We start from the raw sequence: 16,403 nt of genomic DNA on the forward strand, positions 1-16,403 counted from the left end.
AGAATAGGGATCATGGCTTTTGTTTATCGCACTTTATTTTTTATCATCGGGTTAACGATTCTATCTTTTGGGGTTTCGATGACCATTAAAGCAAATTTGGGGACAGGCGCCTGGGATGCTCTCAATGTGGGCCTTTCGAAAACGGTGGGGCTGACGCCGGGCAGCTGGGTTGTCTTTGTCGGGATCATCATGATTTTCATTAATGCCTCCCTGGTAAAAAGACGCCCGGATATTGCTGCAATCATTACGCTGCTTATCACAGGTGTGCTGATCGATTTCTGGTTATTGCGCGTGTTCGATGACATGTTGGTCGCTGGATATGGGAAGCAGTTTGGAGTATTCCTTCTCGGGATGGTGGCGTTGAGCTTCGGCCTGGCCGTCTATCTGCAGCCGAGATTCCCCTTGATTCCTATCGATAATTTCATGATGGCATTAAGGGAACGATTTAATCTGAATTTAATGGCAGCGAAGACGCTTGGTGAAGTGATTGCTCTGTCGGCGGCGTTCATCTTCAAGGGACCGATTGGGATTGGGACTTTGATTGTGACGTTTGCTATCGGTCCGTTGATTCAATTGTTCTTTCCTTACTGTGAAAAATTGTATAATAAGCTGCTTACATCCGCTCGATAGTTATTTCATAATATAATTCCTGAGGTTCTGCTCATCTGGCAGAGCTTCTTTTTTTCAACAAACTTTGGATAAAGTGGCGGAACTCCGAAAACACTATGAACAAACTTAAAAGTTTCCTGTAGTGAAAGGAGTATACACCGATGAAAAAAGCAGCAGCTATCCTTGTTATGACGATGGTTTTTATGATGTCTATTTTAGCAGTTGGTTTTGCTGAGGAAGGGAAGGCGAAAAAAGCGCCTCAGCCAAAGCAGGCGGAAAATGCGAAGTATGTGATCCCGAATTCAGTAATGAATATCACGAAGGATAATACGTATCCGAACCCGACTGAAGACTTGCCTTTCCTTCAGCCAAGTGAGCTTACCAAGAATTTGATTAAAACGTCGAAGGTGAAGATCGAGAATCCGGATTTGATTCGGATGCTGAATGAAACATCCATCAACAGCACTCCATTCGCCATCGGCTACCGGGCGATTGTTTACCTTGGTGAGTGGCCGTTGAATTATGAATCGCAAGAAACCTCACCGAACTGGGAATTCCAGAAAATCAATACGAATTATTTCGACAATCGCGGCGGGAATGCTATTTATCAAATCCATTATGTTCAGGAGCAGCAAAAGGTTGTAAAGGGCGGTTTGACGGCGAAAATCAAGAATGCGGAAGATGTGCAGAAAATGATGCTGTTGCAAGCAGCAAAGAAATCAGGTCTGCCGCTTGCGTTTGAAACGATTGTAGGTGCAGGAACGAAAAAAGACCATATATACAATATCCAGCCGAAGCGTCTCGGGTATCTTTATGCCTACGCACCAGCCATCAATGAAAAAGGCAAGGTCACATATGGCGAGGTTTACCTGATGCTAAAAGGCAGCAAGAAATTCATTGTTGTCAAAAATGTTGTATCACAAGGGATTGGAGCATGGATTCCGGTTCAGGACCATGTCAGCTTTGGCTTCGTTTCCAGTGAACGGCCGAGATAAGTCTTCGATATAATAGATAAGCCTGGTATCAAAAACGAACCAGGTAATGAGTGAGCCTGGTATTTCTGAAAAGAAACCAGGCTTTTTTTAATGCCTGTTAGTAATTTTTTCCTCTTGACAAAAGGTAGATATATCCTGTTTAACGCCTGTACATGCCGGGAATTAGATAGACATAACAAATTAACTCAACAAAATTAAGGAGGAAATAGATTATGTCTGACAATATTCTTTCTAACAACCAAAATCCAATAGGCAACAATTCAAACTCTTACAATATGAACAACAACATGTACACTTCATCAACGGAGAATGCATCATATGATCCAACAACTGGAACAACAACTTACGCAAGCACCAATTCCGGTAATTCGTATTCAAACAATTCATCAATGGGCGGCTACTCCAGCAGCTATTCATATGATGACTCCAGCAGCTCTAAGTCTTCGAACAGTAAGCTGATGAAGGGTGTGCTGATTGGAGCTGCAATCGGCGGAGCAATGGCGATGCTTGACTCCAATACGCGCACAAAGGTAAAGGACAAGGCGGTCAATGCAAAAGACACATCAATGAATGTCATCAGCGAAGTGAAGAACAATCCTTCTGATGTGAAGGAGCAGATGATGAGCAGCTTCAGGGAAGCTTCCAGCATTTTAAAAGAAGCGATCAGTGATGCTCAAAGCCTTTACCAGCGCCTGAATGATGATGTGTTCAGCAAGATGAATGAAGCAAAGTCCAATTCCTCTGATGCTGTGCAAACCGTCATGAACGCAAAGGAAGAGCTTAAGGATGTTGGATCAAAAGTGAAGGAAGCAGGAGCAACCGCAATGGACAACCCGGTGGTCAATTCTGCTACTGAATCTGACTCTTCAAACACTGGATCAAGCCATGCTGCTGATGCGTATGCTACTGGTATGGAAAGCCAACCGTCTGATACAACAGGGCTAGGAAATACATCAAATGCCTTCACAGTATCGCCAGAAAACCAAAAAAATGATAATAACCGCTAGTTAATGCGAATACTAAAGCCAGTCCTGGTCAAGGACTGGTTTTTTGCTGTCAACCATCCCATATATTTGCTTGTTTCTTTATTTAGCTACGAGGGTATTAACTAGTACAGTCAGTTAATTTAGGAGGCTATGTCAATGGAAAAGGAATTTAAACCACGCTCTAACAGGTGTGATTATGATAGAGAAACTGCAACGGGGAAAATTGCAATGGCTGCTTCAGCGCACCCAATTGCAACGAATGCAGCGGAAAAAATACTGCGTGACGGCGGCAACGCCATCGATGCAGCGATCGCCATCCAATTCGGCCTGAATGTCGGAGAACCGATGATGACAGGAATTGGCGGCAGCGGATTTTTCATGGTTTATCATGCGGAAAGCAAAACCACGAAAATTTTTGATGGGCATACAAGAGCACCAAAAGCCGCACACCCAGAACTTTTTTTAGATGAAAAAGGTGAAGTCATTCCGTTTAAAAAGAGGTCTACGCATGCTACAGGTGTCGGGGTTCCAGGTATATTGAAAGCAATGGAAGCGGCAAGGAAGGAGTATGGCACAAAACCGCTTGCCGAATTGATCGAACCAGCTGCCCAGGCTGCAGAAAAAGGAGTAGAGGTCAACTGGATTATGGAAGAAAGTCTTAATACTTTCGACTATCGACTCGGTGATCATGCGAAGGAATTATTTATGCCGGGCGGGAAGTCGCTTAAGGAAGGGGATGTCTACCAGAAGGAACACCTGGCGAAAACATTCCGAATCCTTCAGCGTGATGGCATCGAAGCGTTCTATGAAGGGGAAATTGGAGAAGCCATTATTTCTACACTAAAAGAGCTTGGCGGAATCATGGAGATGTCAGATTTAAAGAATTATGAAATCTCCATTGATGAACCTGTTTGGGGAACTTATCGGGATTATAAAATTGCTTCTTCCAATATGCCGAGTGCAGGCGGGACAACGATGCTGCAGATTTTGAAAATCCTCGAAGGTTTTGACCTCAGCAAGTATGATGTGAAATCATGGGAAAAGTATTACTTATTTACAGAAGCCATGAGGATTGCTTTTTCCGATAAAATCGCCTTTTCAGGTGATCCGGAGTTTGGTGATATTCCGTTAAAAGGGTTGCTGAGTGAGGAATACCTTGCTGAGCGGCGAAAATTGATTAATTGGGAACGCAGGAACGATGCAATTGATTTTGGTAATCCATGGGTTTACGGGGAGGGTAAGGAAATTAATATTGTACGCCAGCCTTTCGAGCCTGAAAGAGAAAGAAGCGAAACGACTCATTTCACGGTAACGGACAAGTGGGGCAATATCGTTGCCTGCACTTCTACCGTTGAGCACCCGTTCGGTTCTGGAATCATGGTCAAGGATCATGGCTTCGTTTTAAACAATGAAATGACTGACTTTGATGCTATTCCTGGCGGCCTGAATGAAATCCAGCCAGGAAAGAGGCCTGTGAGCTGCAAGACGCCAACCATTGTCTTCAAGGAAGATGAGCCTGTTTTGACATTGGGATCACCTGGCGGGCCAACAATCGTAGGCTCCGTATTCCAGACGATTGTCAATGTTCTTGATTTTGGCATGGACCTGAAAGAGGCCATCGAGGAGCCGAGAATCTTCAATAGTACCGGCCCGCTGATTGGCTGGGAGTCGGGCATCAGCATGGAAGCAAAAGGTGAGATGGAATCAAAGGGCTTCGAATTTGCCGATGGTCCATTCCCGCTTGGAAATGTCCAGGCCATCAAATTCGATCGTGAAAAAGGTATCCTCTATGGAGCTGCCGATTCCAGCAGGGAAGGGAAAGCAACCGGACTGGATGAATAAGAACCAAAAAGCAGGCTGGAATTTTTTCAGCCTGCTTCTCTTATTTATCCACACTGGAAAGCGTGTCCGTTTCTGAATCCGATTTTTTGATTACAGAAATGCTGCCGTCTGTTTCAAGGACGACAGCTTCCACCTGGTCCATTGAATTGATGCCGCTGGAACGTGCTGCCTGAAGGATTTCCACATCCAAAACACGTTCTTTGATGATTTTTTCCTTTAAGTAATTCCCGCGGTAAAATAACAATTGGGGATCCGATTTAATCAGCTTTTTGAAACCGTCTGAACGTATCGACAGCCATGCCACAACATATTGCAGACCAATTAAAATAAAGAATGCTGAAACTCCCTCAATAAGGGCCACTTTTTTATTCAAAAGGATTGTCGCCAGGGTAGACCCCAGTGCGACCGTGACAATCAAATCGAAAGCATTCATCTTGGACAGCGTACGTTTACCAGAAACACGCAACAATAAAACAAGGGCCCCGTAAGCAAGGACACCGACAACAAGGGTACGCCAGACGGCATCCCAAGAATTAAATATCATTTTATCACCTCATATATGTTTTTTCCTGAAAAAGCCTGCGCAAACATATTGCGATAGGGGGGAATACTATCCAATAATAAAAGGGTTTTGCAAAAGCCCAAAAGGACAGCATGCATTCTGATAAATATTGCACAATCGCCCATTTTTCGGTAGGATGTTAACGGTAGTGAAAGGAGCGAGAATAGTGGGAAGCCAGATAAATGATAAAAATACTCAGGTTGTATTCCTTAAGCAGCGTTTGGATATGTTCGCTGAATTGCTTGAAGCGATTGATCCGGAAGAAACGGACCTCGAGGATATCGACCGCATGATCCAAATCGTCGAAGAAATGGATGCCAAATGCCGCGAATTCAAAAACCGCGATTTGTAAGAGACCTTTTTATGAGGTCTCTTTTTTATGTTAGCGTCTTTTCGGAGCTGACCAACGAGCATGCGCTTTTCTCTGTCCAGCTCCAGCGACCAATGCTTGTCGAGGCTGTCCAAGGCGCTTGCGCTTTTCTGTGTCCAGCTTCAGCACCTAGCCCCTCGAGCGTTTCGGTCCGCCCAATGAAGTCAAAGAGCGACTTCAGTGGTCGGCCCTCCAACGCTTGTCGGGGCTGCCCAAGGCGCTTGCGCTTTTCTGTTTGTAAACGATTCCACTTTCATCTTTAAATAGATGGTTGATAGGAGTATAATGATATCGGAGAAATTGTTATAAAGCTTTCACATATAAAGAGACAGCAAACATGGGGAGAGGGGTAGACAGATGAATATCGAAAAGTTCCAGGAAAGCATGTACCAGTTAGTTGTTGAAACATCCACGAACCTTCCTAAGGATGTCCGCCGGGCCATCAAAGCGGCGGCAGAGCGTGAAAACGCGGGGACGCGCTCGGCGATGAGCCTGGATACGATCACCAACAACATCAAAATGGCGGATGATAATGTTTCGCCGATTTGCCAGGATACTGGTCTTCCAACCTTTAAAATCAAGACTCCTGTAGGTGCAAACCAGCTTGAGATGAAAAAGGCGATTTACAATGCGATTGCCCTGGCTACCAAGGATGGCAAGCTGCGCCCGAACTCTGTTGATTCATTGACAGGTGAGAACAGCGGCGACAATCTTGGCGGCGGCACTCCTGTCATCAAGTTTGAGCAATGGGAAAAAGACTATATTGACGCACGTCTGATTTTAAAGGGCGGCGGCTGTGAAAATAAAAATATCCAATACAGCCTTCCTGCTGAATTGGAAGGACTCGGCCGCGCTGGACGCGACCTTGACGGAATACGCAAATGTATCATGCATTCGGTTTATCAGGCCCAGGGACAAGGCTGCAGCGCAGGCTTCATTGGGGTCGGCATTGGCGGTGACCGTTCTTCTGGATATGACCTTGCGAAGGAGCAATTATTCCGTACTGTAGATGATGTCAATCCAAATCCAGAACTACATGACCTTGAAGAGTATGTCATGGAAAATGCCAACAAGCTTGGAATCGGGACGATGGGCTTTGGCGGTGAAACGACGCTTCTTGGCTGCAAAATCGGCGTCATGAACCGCATTCCGGCAAGCTTTTACGTATCTGTTGCGTATAACTGCTGGGCATATCGCCGCCTTGGTGTAGCCGTAAACCCTGAAACTGGTGAAATTCAGGAATGGATGTACCAGGAAGGAGAGAAGATTGATTTCGCCCAGCCTGCTGCACAGGAAATCGCAGCAGCAGTCGAAGCACCGGCAGAACAGAATGTCGTCACATTAACTGCTCCTATTACAGAAGAGCAAATCCGTGAACTCAAGGTCGGAGATGTCGTCCAGATCAATGGCATGATGTATACAGGCCGTGACGCGATCCATAAGTACCTGTCAGACCACGATTCACCTGTCGACTTGAATGGGCAGGTCATTTACCATTGCGGACCGGTCATGCTGAAGGATGAAGAAGGAAACTGGCATGTGAAGGCTGCAGGCCCGACAACAAGTATTCGTGAGGAGCCCTATCAGGGTGATATCATGAAGAAGTTCGGCATCCGTGCAGTCATCGGAAAAGGCGGAATGGGTAAGAAGACGCTTGCTTCTTTGCAAGAGCATGGCGGAGTTTACCTGAATGCCATCGGCGGCGCAGCACAGTATTATGCGGACTGCATCAAGTCTGTCGAAGGCGTTGACCTGATGAACTTCGGTATTCCTGAAGCAATGTGGCACCTCAATGTCGAAGGCTTTACCGCAGTCGTAACCATGGATTCGCACGGAAACAGCCTGCACGAAGATGTTGAAAAATCATCACTCGAAAAATTGGCGCAATTCGCCGATCGAGTTTATAAGTAAAACTTAAAAGGGGTCTCGCTGGGTTTGCTGCGAGACTTCTTTTTTATTCGATTGCTGGTAACGGCACATTACCTTATCACCACTGCAAAAGTTTCCCGTTGATGCATTTGTAGAATTTTTTTTCCCTGCTGGCAAACAATAAGGAAAAACATCAATGGAGGAACATCATGAAAACGTTTGTTAAGATACTGCTTGCTTCCGCGATGCTGCTGTTGATTGCTTTGCCGGCTGTTACAGGCGCGGAAGAAAATTCGAACTCACCACTGCACTGGGGATTCAAAAAAGGCCGGAATGGGAGGCAGGCTGATGCCGGCAGGATGTTCGAGGTCATTCTTGAAGACCATGGAGCTGTTTATAAAGGGGACAAAAACAGCAAGGATTTGTACCTGACCTTTGATAATGGATATGAAAATGGTTATACTGCAAAAATTCTTGATGTATTAAAAGAGGAACAGGTCCCTGCAGCTTTTTTCATTACGGGCCATTATCTTGAAAGTGCTCCCGAGCTTGTTGCCCGGATGGCAAATGAAGGCCATATTATCGGCAATCACTCCTGGCATCATCCTGACATGACTCAAATCAGCGATGAAAAAATCAAGAAGGAACTTGAGATGGTCCGTGCTGAAACCGAAAGGATCACAGGCAGGAAGCATATGAACTACCTGCGTCCTCCAAGGGGGATTTTCAGCGAAAGGACAATGGCGGTCGCGAAAGAAGCCGGCTATACTCATGTGTTCTGGTCGCTCGCTTTTGTTGACTGGAATACCGACCAGCAAAAAGGCGCGCAATATGCCTATGATAAAATCATGACCCAGGTCCACCCAGGTGCCGTCCTGCTTCTGCACACAGTTTCGAAAGACAATGCGGATGCACTTGGGAAGGTAATCAGGGATTTGAAAGAACAGGGTTATCACTTTAAAAATCTTGATGAGCTGATGCTCAGAAAAGGCGGCATGAAGGATCCGATGCTGTACTGATTGTTTGATCCCGGCAATTTTACAGTTGCCGGGATTTTCGATTGGAAAAAAGGCGCATTTTTACCAGTTCGCCAATAAAAATTTATTTTCGCCAATAAACCTGTGATTTTCGCCAATAAAATTAAAAAATTGCCAATAAACAGTGATTATCGCCAATAAAGTTGTGAACTCCGCCAATAAAGCAGAAATGGGCCAGCTAAAAGATGTTAGACCCAGCCGGAAAGACAGGAATCATCTTAATAAAAGGGGGATTTCAACAATAAGTTGGCAATTCCCCCGCAAAATTCAGCCAGAAAGCCGACAATCGATTAATTTCAAAAAAACAATTCCGCCATTTGAACACAAGGCAATAAAAATAGCGATTCCTACCAATAAAAATCAAATACCGCCCAGATGATCAGCACTATTTTCGTAAAAACAGAACGGAAATGCTATAATACGGGGAAAATACATGAGGGCGGTTTGTATATGTGGGAAGAAAAGCTGGCCATTACCGGGCCTTATAATTTTGACCTGGCCTTAAGCAGGCTTGCACTTGATCCATTGAACGCCGTTGATATCGAGCAGCGGCTCGTCAGGGTGCCGCTTGCTTTTGATGATAAAAAAATCATTGCGGATGTCATTGCGACGGGCACGCTGGAAAAGCCTGAATTCATTGTCCGCGCCAGTGATGAAAAAGAAAAAACGCTAAATCGTCTGACGGAAATTTTTCAGTGGGATGTGGAATTGCTTCGGGTCCATGAGCATTTTCAGACGACAGAGTTAAAAGATCTTTTCAATGATCATTTTGGAACCCCGCTTGTGCTGGAATTTGATCCGTTTTCCAGCTTGATCAAGAGCATTATCCACCAGCAGGTGAATCTGAAGTTTGCCTTTACTCTGACAGAACGGTTCGTGAAAGCTTTCGGTGAAGAGGTCGATGGAGTCTGGTTCTATCCCTCTCCTGACAAAGTCGCCCGGCTGAGGGTTGAACAGCTTCGTGAGTTTCAATTCAGCGGACGCAAGGCGGAGTATGTGATCGGAATCGGTGAGTTGACAGCTTCTGGCCAGCTTGATTTTGAAAAAATGAAAAGCATGCCTGATGCCGAAGTGTCTAAGGAGTTAATCAAGATTCGCGGTGTCGGTCCTTGGACGGTGGAAAACTTCCTGATGTTCGCGCTTGGCAGGCCGAATTTATTCCCGATGGGGGACATCGGCATCCAGAATGCTTTGAAGAAATACTTCGAGCTGGATGACAAGCCAGACCTTGCCCAGATGGAAAAATACAAGGAGCCGTGGAATCCTTATTTAAGCTATGCTTCGCTCTATTTATGGAGAAGCATTGAATAATTGGAGTGAAGTTTTATGAAAAAAGAGCAGCAAGGGAATCAATTTAAGAAATCATCACCAAAGAATAATGGTCAACATGTCAGGAAATTTTCAAAAGGGCAATCGAACAATGACCAGCAATCACCAAAGCTGCAGCTGAAGCAGACCTTCCCGCTGACCATCAAGCGTCTGGGAATCAATGGCGAGGGTGTCGGTTATTTTAAGCGCCAGGTCGTGTTCGTGCCCGGTGCGCTCCCAGGTGAGGAAATCGTCGCAGAAGCCACAAAGGTCCACCCAAAGTTTGCTGAGGCTAAAATAAAGAAGATCCGTAAACACTCCGAGCATCGGATCAAACCGCTCTGTCCGGTATACGAGCAGTGCGGCGGCTGCCAGCTGCAGCATTTGCGCTATGATCAGCAGCTGAATGAAAAACGTGATATTGTCATCCAGGCTTTGGAGCGCCATACAAAGCTGAAAATCGAACACCTTGATATTCGTCAAACAATCGGCATGGAAAATCCGTGGGGTTACCGGAACAAGAGCCAGTTCCAGGTTGGCGAAAAGGATGGAAGGGTGCTTGCCGGCCTGTACGGTCTCAACTCTCATAATTTGATCAATATCGAGCAGTGTGCGGTCCAGCATCCCGCTACGACAAAGGCTACCGAGATTGTAAAAGGCATTCTTCAGGATCTGAAAATACCAATCTATAATGAGAAAAAACATAAAGGTCTCGTAAGGACAATCGTTGCCAGGACAGGCGTCCAGACTGGCGAACTGCAAATTGTCCTGATCACGGCAAAAAAAGAACTTCCGAAAAAAGACTTGATCATCACAGAAATCAAGAAGCGTCTTCCAGAGGTAAACTCGATTGTCCAGAACATCAATGGCGAAAAGACTTCTGTCATATTCGGCGATGAAACCGCCACTTTGGAAGGGAAAGATTTTATCCAGGAAACACTTGGTGACCTGCAATTCGAACTTTCAGCAAGGACCTTCTTCCAGTTGAATCCTGAGCAGACGGTAAAGCTTTACAATGAAGCCAAAGCTGCTGCCATGTTAACAGGGAAGGAAAAACTCGTCGATGCGTATTGCGGTGTCGGCACAATCGGATTATGGATGGCAAATCAGGCAGGCGAGGTTCGCGGGATGGATGTCATTCCGGAATCGATTGAAGATGCCAGGAAAAATGCGCTGAAGCACGATGTCAGCCATGCCAAATTCTATGTTGGAAAAGCAGAAGAACTGCTTCCAAAATGGCTGGAGGAAGACTGGCGCCCGGATGTGATTGCCGTCGATCCGCCGCGCACAGGCTGTGACGAGGAATTCCTGAAAACCGTCCTGAAAATCAAGCCGAAAACCTTTGTTTACGTTTCCTGCAATCCTTCTACGCTCGCAAAGGATATCCAGACACTAGGAGACAAGTACAGAGTAGAATATATCCAGCCAGTGGACATGTTCCCGCACACCTCACAGATTGAGAGTGTCACGAGACTGGTTTTAAAATGATAAAAGCGCCGGCCCGGTTTGGGGCTGGCGCTTTATCGTATATTTGACAATCCATGATTGATGAAGTTGTTAATGATTTCGGCCATTTCCCTTGGTGTCTTGTCCATGCCATTTTCCACCCAATTTTTTATCACATAAATACTGCCGCTGACAACAAAGATATTGATATATTCAAATGTTTACCGGTCGAACTGGCTGTCGAAAATCCAATTTTTGAAGATGTATTCCTGGGTGATTTTCATCCCTTTTTTCTGGAAGTGTATATCGCTGTTTTCACCAAGAAGCATTTGGCATACATCACTATTCCTGGCAATATACTCTAGAATCTTCTCGGTCATTTTTAAAGCCTCTTCTTCTTTGGAAAAATTATATTGGTTCAGTGTTGATACCATATCTTCAATGAATTCCTCTTCTATTGCGTTCAGTAGATCATATTGACTTGAAAAATGGGCATAAAAAGTGGAACGATTGAGATCAGCGAGCTCACAGATTTCCTTTATCGTAAGGCTCGAAATGGGCTTTTCTTTGAGTAATGCCATAAGGCTTTCCTTTAAAACCATCCTCGTGTATTTTTTTCTTCTGTCCATTTTTAAAAATCAACGTCCTTTTTCTCTGATTTCCAACAGATGATGATAATTTGTTGTGTAATGTACGTTATGTACGCAACTGTTTGTTGAATAGCCAACACCGTGTTTATATAATGATAAAGTGAAAATGTAAAAGACTCAAGTGAGGTTAAAAATGAACAGCATTGCAGAAAAAATCATTAAGCATAAAAAAGCTGTTGTTATCGCATTTGCTTTATTTGCGCTGTTATCAACAGTGGCGCAATTTTTTGTGTCGGTCAATTATAATATGGTAGATTATCTGCCTGAAGATGCCCAGTCAACAAAGGCGATGGAGATCATGGAGCAGGAATTTACCGCCGATGTCCCTGATACAAGGGTCATGATCAAGGATATAACCTTGCAGGAGGCCATAGCCTACAAGGAAAAAATGTCTGCCATCGATGGTGTGGGGGAAGTGATTTGGCTCGATGATGTGGTCGATTTGAAAACCCCAATTGAAATGGCAGATGAAGAAACGGTAGAGAATTATTATAAAGATGGAAATGCGCTCTTCTCAATCAGTGTCCGTTCCGGTGATGAAGTCAGGATTACTGATGAAATTTATGAGTTGATCGGTGAAAAAGGTGCAATTGCCGGCGAGGCTATCAATACGGCTTCATCCCAAAAAATGGCCGGGAAGGAATCGATGTATGCAGGGATGCTGCTTGTCCCGATCATTATCTTCATTCTCGTTATTTCGACGAACTCATGGATTGAGCCGTTATTTTTCCTGACAGCCATCGGGGTATCGGTGCTGATCAACCTGGGAACGAACATCTTTATCGGAGAGGTTTCCTTCGTCACCCAGTCGGTCGCACCAATCCTGCAGCTGGCAGTTTCTCTCGATTATGCTGTCTTTTTGCTTCACAGCTTCTCTGATTACCGGAAGACAACGAGTAATCCGGAGGAAGCAATGCAGCTGGCGATGAAAAAGTCATTCCCGGCAATTACTGCCAGTGCAGCGACAACCTTTTTTGGATTCATTGCCCTGACTTTCATGAAGTTCGAAATCGGCTCGGATCTTGGGATCAATCTAGTAAAAGGAATCATCCTGAGCTTCATCAGTGTCATGTTGTTTTTGCCAGCGCTTACCCTGCTGTTTTATAAATGGATGGATAAAACAGAGCATAGAAGCTTTGTCCCGAGCTTTACCGGTATTGGGAAGTTTGTCATGAAATTGAAAATCCCAAGCTTGCTGCTGGTGTTGGCGATCATTGTTCCAAGCTTCCTGGCCCAGAGCAAAACGGCCTTCACCTACGGGCTTGGCGTGCAGCCGGAAACGACACGAGCGGGCAGTGATTTTACCGAGATTAAGGAAGCCTTTGGCGAAACCACGCCGATTGTCCTTCTGGTTCCAAAAGGGGATCGCGCGAAGGAATCGGAACTGGTCAAGGAACTGGAGAACCTTGATTATGTCACAAGTGTGATTGCCTATGTCAATATGGTAGGTTCGGTCATCCCTCCTGAATATTTGGATGAATCGATCACCAGGGAGTTTTACTCGAAAAATTACAGCCGGATGATCATCAATACAAATCAGGGAACAGAAGGAGATGTCCCTTTTTCAATCGTCCAGAAGGTGGAAAAGGCCGCTGAAAAGTATTATGGTGACAAAGCCCTGAGTTTGGGGGAAAGCGTGACATTGTATGATATCAAGAATGTTGTCAACAAGGATAATTTCGTCGTGAATGTGTTGACGGTCGTAACGATTGCGATTGTTCTGCTGGCGACCTTTAAGTCTATTTCGATACCACTCGTGCTGTTGATCACGATCCAGTCCTCGGTCTGGATTAATCTGTCGATTCCGTATTTCACCAGCTCTTCGCTGGTTTTTGTCGGATATCTGATCATCAGTACAGTCCAGCTGGCGGCAACCGTGGACTATGCGATCCTTTTGACGGAAGCTTACCAGCATAACCGCCGGGATATGTCGGCCAGGAAGGCAATCATAAAAACCCTAGATGAAAAGACATTTTCGATTTCGATTTCTGCGGCGATTTTATCGAGCGTCGGTTTCATTCTATGGATGACATCTTCAAACCCAATTGTCGGCTCCATCGGCTTGCTGTTGGGCAGGGGGGCATTGCTGGCATTCGTGATGGTCTTGTTCCTCCTTCCAGCGATGCTGCTGGTATTCGATAGATTCATTAAAAAGACGACCTACAAAGCAAATTTTTATGAGGAGAAATGATGATGAGGACAAAAAAGTTACTACCTGCTGCTCTCGCACTGATGCTGATCTTGCCTTCATTTCTTGATCCTGCAGCTGCGGCAGAAGCGGAAGGTAAAATTACCTCGAAGGATGAGGTAGTTTATGCCACGTTAACAGCTAATGGAAAACTTGATGATATTTATGTCGTCAATACGCTGGATGTTGCGGAAGCCGGCAAGATTGTCGATTATGGTGAATATAGCAGCGTCAAGAACCTGACCAATCTATCTAAACTGGATCGGGATGGGCAGGCCGTCCAATTCGATGCTCCCGAAGGAAAGTTTTATTATCAGGGAAACATGGCTGATAATACGGAATTGCCCTGGTCAATAGATGTTTCTTATTTACTTGATGGTCGTAAGATTGACCCATCTGAGCTGGCCGGTAAAAACGGACAGCTGGAAATCAGGATCCATACTTCAGCCAATGAAAAAGCAAATTCTCTCTACTTTGAGAATTACTTATTGCAAATTTCCCTGCAGCTTTCAAATAGTTATCAAAATTTGGAAGCAAATGGCGGGATGGTTGCAAACGCTGGGAAAAACAAGCAAATCACTTTTACGGTAATGCCCGGCCAGGAGGAAAATCTCAGCCTCAAGGCAGAAGTCGATGATTTTGAATTCACCGGCATCAGTATCGCCGCAGTTCCATCAACCTTGCCGATTGATACTTCCGAGATGGAGAACATGACTGAAGACATGTCCACATTGTCCGATGCAATCAGCGAATTGAACCAAGGCGTTGCCGAATTGAACCAAGGTGTTTCGGAATTGAATGACGGAGCAGCGAGTCTCCGTGATGGTTCGGCAAAATATAAAAATGGCATCAGCGAGTTGAACAGCTCATCCTCACAAATAGTAGGTGCATCGAATTCGATTGGCGATGCTCTGAAAAAAATCAGTACATCCCTATCAGGAGATTCTGCTCAAATGGACATGAGGAGCCTGAGCGAATTGCCAGCAGGACTGACTAAATTGGCAGATGGGATGAACCAGGCAGCCGATGGTTTGACAGTTTTGCGGGAAAATTACGCAGCAGCTTATGGTGCCCTGGATGGAGCGATTAAGGGAATTCCGGCACAACAGGTTTCTGAGGAAGAAATAGCTGCATTATACAGCAGTGGCGCGGACGCCAATGTCGTCAAGAAATTGGTTGAATCCTATGCAGCTGCCCAGAGAGTCAAAGGAACGTATTCACAGGTGCAGAAAGCTTTTGCAGCCGTGGACCCAACATTGAAGCAGGTCAGCGGATCGGTGTCAGAAATGAGCGCGGCTCTCAATGGGATAGCTGGAGAACTTTCTGCCTCCTTAAAGGACACGGATATGAGCGGCCTGGAACAGCTGCAAAAAGGGCTCAACGAATTGTCCGCGAAATACGGTCAGTTCCATTCAGGATTAGTGGGCTATACTGGGGGATTAAGCAAGCTTGCCACCTCCTATAAAGAACTGCATTCAGGAATTGAAGGTCTGGCTGCCGGCACAGGTGAACTGAATAATGGAGTCGGCGAACTGCATGATGGAACAAGCAAGTTGAATGAGGAAACGAAGAACCTGCCCGAGCAAATGCAGCAGAAAATCAAAGAGATGATCAAGGAATACGACAAATCCGATTTTGAACCAGTTTCCTTTGTTTCTGCTAAAAATGAAAAAGTGGCCTCCGTTCAATTCGTCATCAAAACAAATGCAATCGAAAAAGAAGAGCAAGCAGAGAAAAAAGCAAAGCCTGAGAAAAAGAAAGGCTTCTGGGAGCTTTTGATGGAATTGTTTTAATGTATGAAAGACAGTCTGGCGGCATAGCTTTTGCTTCCGTACTGTCTTTTTTCTTTGCCGCCCGTTGGATAAACATGGTTTTAAGCAGCGCAAAAGGGTAAAATTCAATTGTGAAGGCAAAATAACTATGTTAGCGTAAAAAGACAGAGCTGCATGGACTGAGGAGGAATTAGTATGATCAGTGACAAGCTAGTAAATGGATTGGTTGAACAAATGAATTATGAATTTTATTCTGCGCATGCATACATGGCAATGGCAGCATATTGCTCAGCGGAGAATTTGGATGGTTTTGCGAACTTCTTTATGGTACAAGCAGAGGAAGAACGCTTCCATGCAATGAAGTTTTACAATTTCATCAATGATATGGGTGAACGTGTGACATTCGATGGTTTTAATGCTCCATCGAACGATTTCGAATCTGTCCTTGATGTGTTCGAAAAAGGACTTGCACATGAGAAGGAAGTAACCCGCCGCATCTATAATCTGGCAGATATCGCCCTCGACGAACGTGAGCACGCAACGATGACATTCCTGAAATGGTTCATCGAGGAACAAGTCGAAGAAGAGGCACTCTTCGACAGCCTCATCCAGAAGCTGCGCCGGATTGACCAGGACAGCAACGCCTTCTTCATGCTTGAAAATGAACTCGCACAGCGTTCATTCACAGCACCAGAGTCAAAATAAATACGAAAAAACAGGATTCCCAGCCGGAATCCTGTTTTTTTATATAGAAAAGACTAATTGCCCT

At 45.1% G+C, this 16,403-nt stretch carries 13 protein-coding genes and 1 pseudogene; 12 read left to right on the top strand and 2 right to left on the bottom strand.

Annotated features, from left to right (window positions below; all coding sequences use genetic code 11):
• The first annotated feature begins 12 nt into the window (after window positions 1–12).
• The 4 genes from QNH36_RS05080 to ggt all read left to right on the top strand — a co-directional run bounded on the left by QNH36_RS05080 (window position 13) and on the right by ggt (window position 4,432).
• Window positions 13–630: a YczE/YyaS/YitT family protein gene (locus tag QNH36_RS05080; RefSeq protein ID WP_283904885.1), complete on the top strand. Its 618-nt coding sequence runs from the start codon at window positions 13–15 to the stop codon at window positions 628–630.
• A gap of 140 nt (window positions 631–770) precedes the next feature.
• Entirely contained in the window at window positions 771–1,604 is an 834-nt protein-coding gene (locus QNH36_RS05085) for a YfkD famly protein (protein WP_144475169.1), read from the top strand.
• 212 nt (window positions 1,605–1,816) lie between these two features.
• On the top strand, window positions 1,817–2,611 hold the full coding sequence (locus QNH36_RS05090) for a YtxH domain-containing protein (RefSeq protein ID WP_283904886.1): 795 nt from the start codon (window positions 1,817–1,819) through the stop codon (window positions 2,609–2,611).
• Window positions 2,612–2,746: 135 nt separating this feature from the next.
• Window positions 2,747–4,432 carry a gamma-glutamyltransferase gene (ggt, locus tag QNH36_RS05095; protein WP_251543948.1) on the top strand — a complete coding sequence of 562 codons (1,686 nt, stop codon included), beginning with the start codon at window positions 2,747–2,749 and terminating at the stop codon, window positions 4,430–4,432.
• A gap of 40 nt (window positions 4,433–4,472) precedes the next feature.
• On the opposite strand, the gene QNH36_RS05100 is transcribed toward ggt, so the two are convergent.
• The gene (locus tag QNH36_RS05100) at window positions 4,473–4,976 is read right to left on the bottom strand and encodes a DUF421 domain-containing protein (protein ID WP_283904887.1); all 504 of its coding nucleotides are present in this window, start codon (window positions 4,974–4,976) and stop codon (window positions 4,473–4,475) included.
• 184 nt (window positions 4,977–5,160) lie between these two features.
• On the opposite strand from QNH36_RS05100, the gene QNH36_RS05105 reads away from it, so the two are divergent.
• From QNH36_RS05105 to rlmD, 5 genes are all read left to right on the top strand, one after another.
• Window positions 5,161–5,346, top strand: a complete 186-nt coding sequence (locus QNH36_RS05105; RefSeq protein ID WP_144475165.1) for an SE1561 family protein — start codon at window positions 5,161–5,163, stop codon at window positions 5,344–5,346.
• Window positions 5,347–5,721: 375 nt separating this feature from the next.
• On the top strand, window positions 5,722–7,275 hold the full coding sequence (locus QNH36_RS05110; RefSeq protein ID WP_283904888.1) for a fumarate hydratase: 1,554 nt from the start codon (window positions 5,722–5,724) through the stop codon (window positions 7,273–7,275).
• Between the two features lie 167 nt (window positions 7,276–7,442).
• Complete coding sequence (pdaA, locus tag QNH36_RS05115; RefSeq protein WP_283904889.1) at window positions 7,443–8,252, top strand: delta-lactam-biosynthetic de-N-acetylase; 810 nt, start codon at window positions 7,443–7,445, stop codon at window positions 8,250–8,252.
• Between the two features lie 468 nt (window positions 8,253–8,720).
• The gene (locus tag QNH36_RS05120; RefSeq protein WP_251543944.1) at window positions 8,721–9,581 is read left to right on the top strand and encodes a DNA-3-methyladenine glycosylase family protein; all 861 of its coding nucleotides are present in this window, start codon (window positions 8,721–8,723) and stop codon (window positions 9,579–9,581) included.
• A gap of 15 nt (window positions 9,582–9,596) precedes the next feature.
• Entirely contained in the window at window positions 9,597–11,066 is a 1,470-nt protein-coding gene (gene rlmD, locus QNH36_RS05125) for a 23S rRNA (uracil(1939)-C(5))-methyltransferase RlmD (RefSeq protein ID WP_251543942.1), read from the top strand.
• A 32-nt stretch (window positions 11,067–11,098) separates the two neighbouring features.
• Here rlmD and QNH36_RS05130 read toward each other — a convergent pair.
• Window positions 11,099–11,653, bottom strand: a pseudogene (locus QNH36_RS05130) (TetR/AcrR family transcriptional regulator).
• A gap of 154 nt (window positions 11,654–11,807) precedes the next feature.
• On the opposite strand from QNH36_RS05130, the gene QNH36_RS05135 reads away from it, so the two are divergent.
• From QNH36_RS05135 to QNH36_RS05145, 3 genes are all read left to right on the top strand, one after another.
• The gene (locus tag QNH36_RS05135) at window positions 11,808–13,865 is read left to right on the top strand and encodes an efflux RND transporter permease subunit (RefSeq protein WP_283904890.1); all 2,058 of its coding nucleotides are present in this window, start codon (window positions 11,808–11,810) and stop codon (window positions 13,863–13,865) included.
• Between the two features lie 2 nt (window positions 13,866–13,867).
• On the top strand, window positions 13,868–15,655 hold the full coding sequence (locus QNH36_RS05140) for a YhgE/Pip domain-containing protein (RefSeq protein WP_349654837.1): 1,788 nt from the start codon (window positions 13,868–13,870) through the stop codon (window positions 15,653–15,655).
• Window positions 15,656–15,829: 174 nt separating this feature from the next.
• Window positions 15,830–16,339 carry a ferritin gene (locus QNH36_RS05145; RefSeq protein WP_144475158.1) on the top strand — a complete coding sequence of 170 codons (510 nt, stop codon included), beginning with the start codon at window positions 15,830–15,832 and terminating at the stop codon, window positions 16,337–16,339.
• Window positions 16,340–16,403: the final 64 nt, after the last annotated feature.

Source organism: Mesobacillus sp. AQ2 (genome assembly GCF_030122805.1).
Lineage (GTDB): Bacteria > Bacillota > Bacilli > Bacillales > Cytobacillaceae > Mesobacillus > Mesobacillus oceanisediminis_A.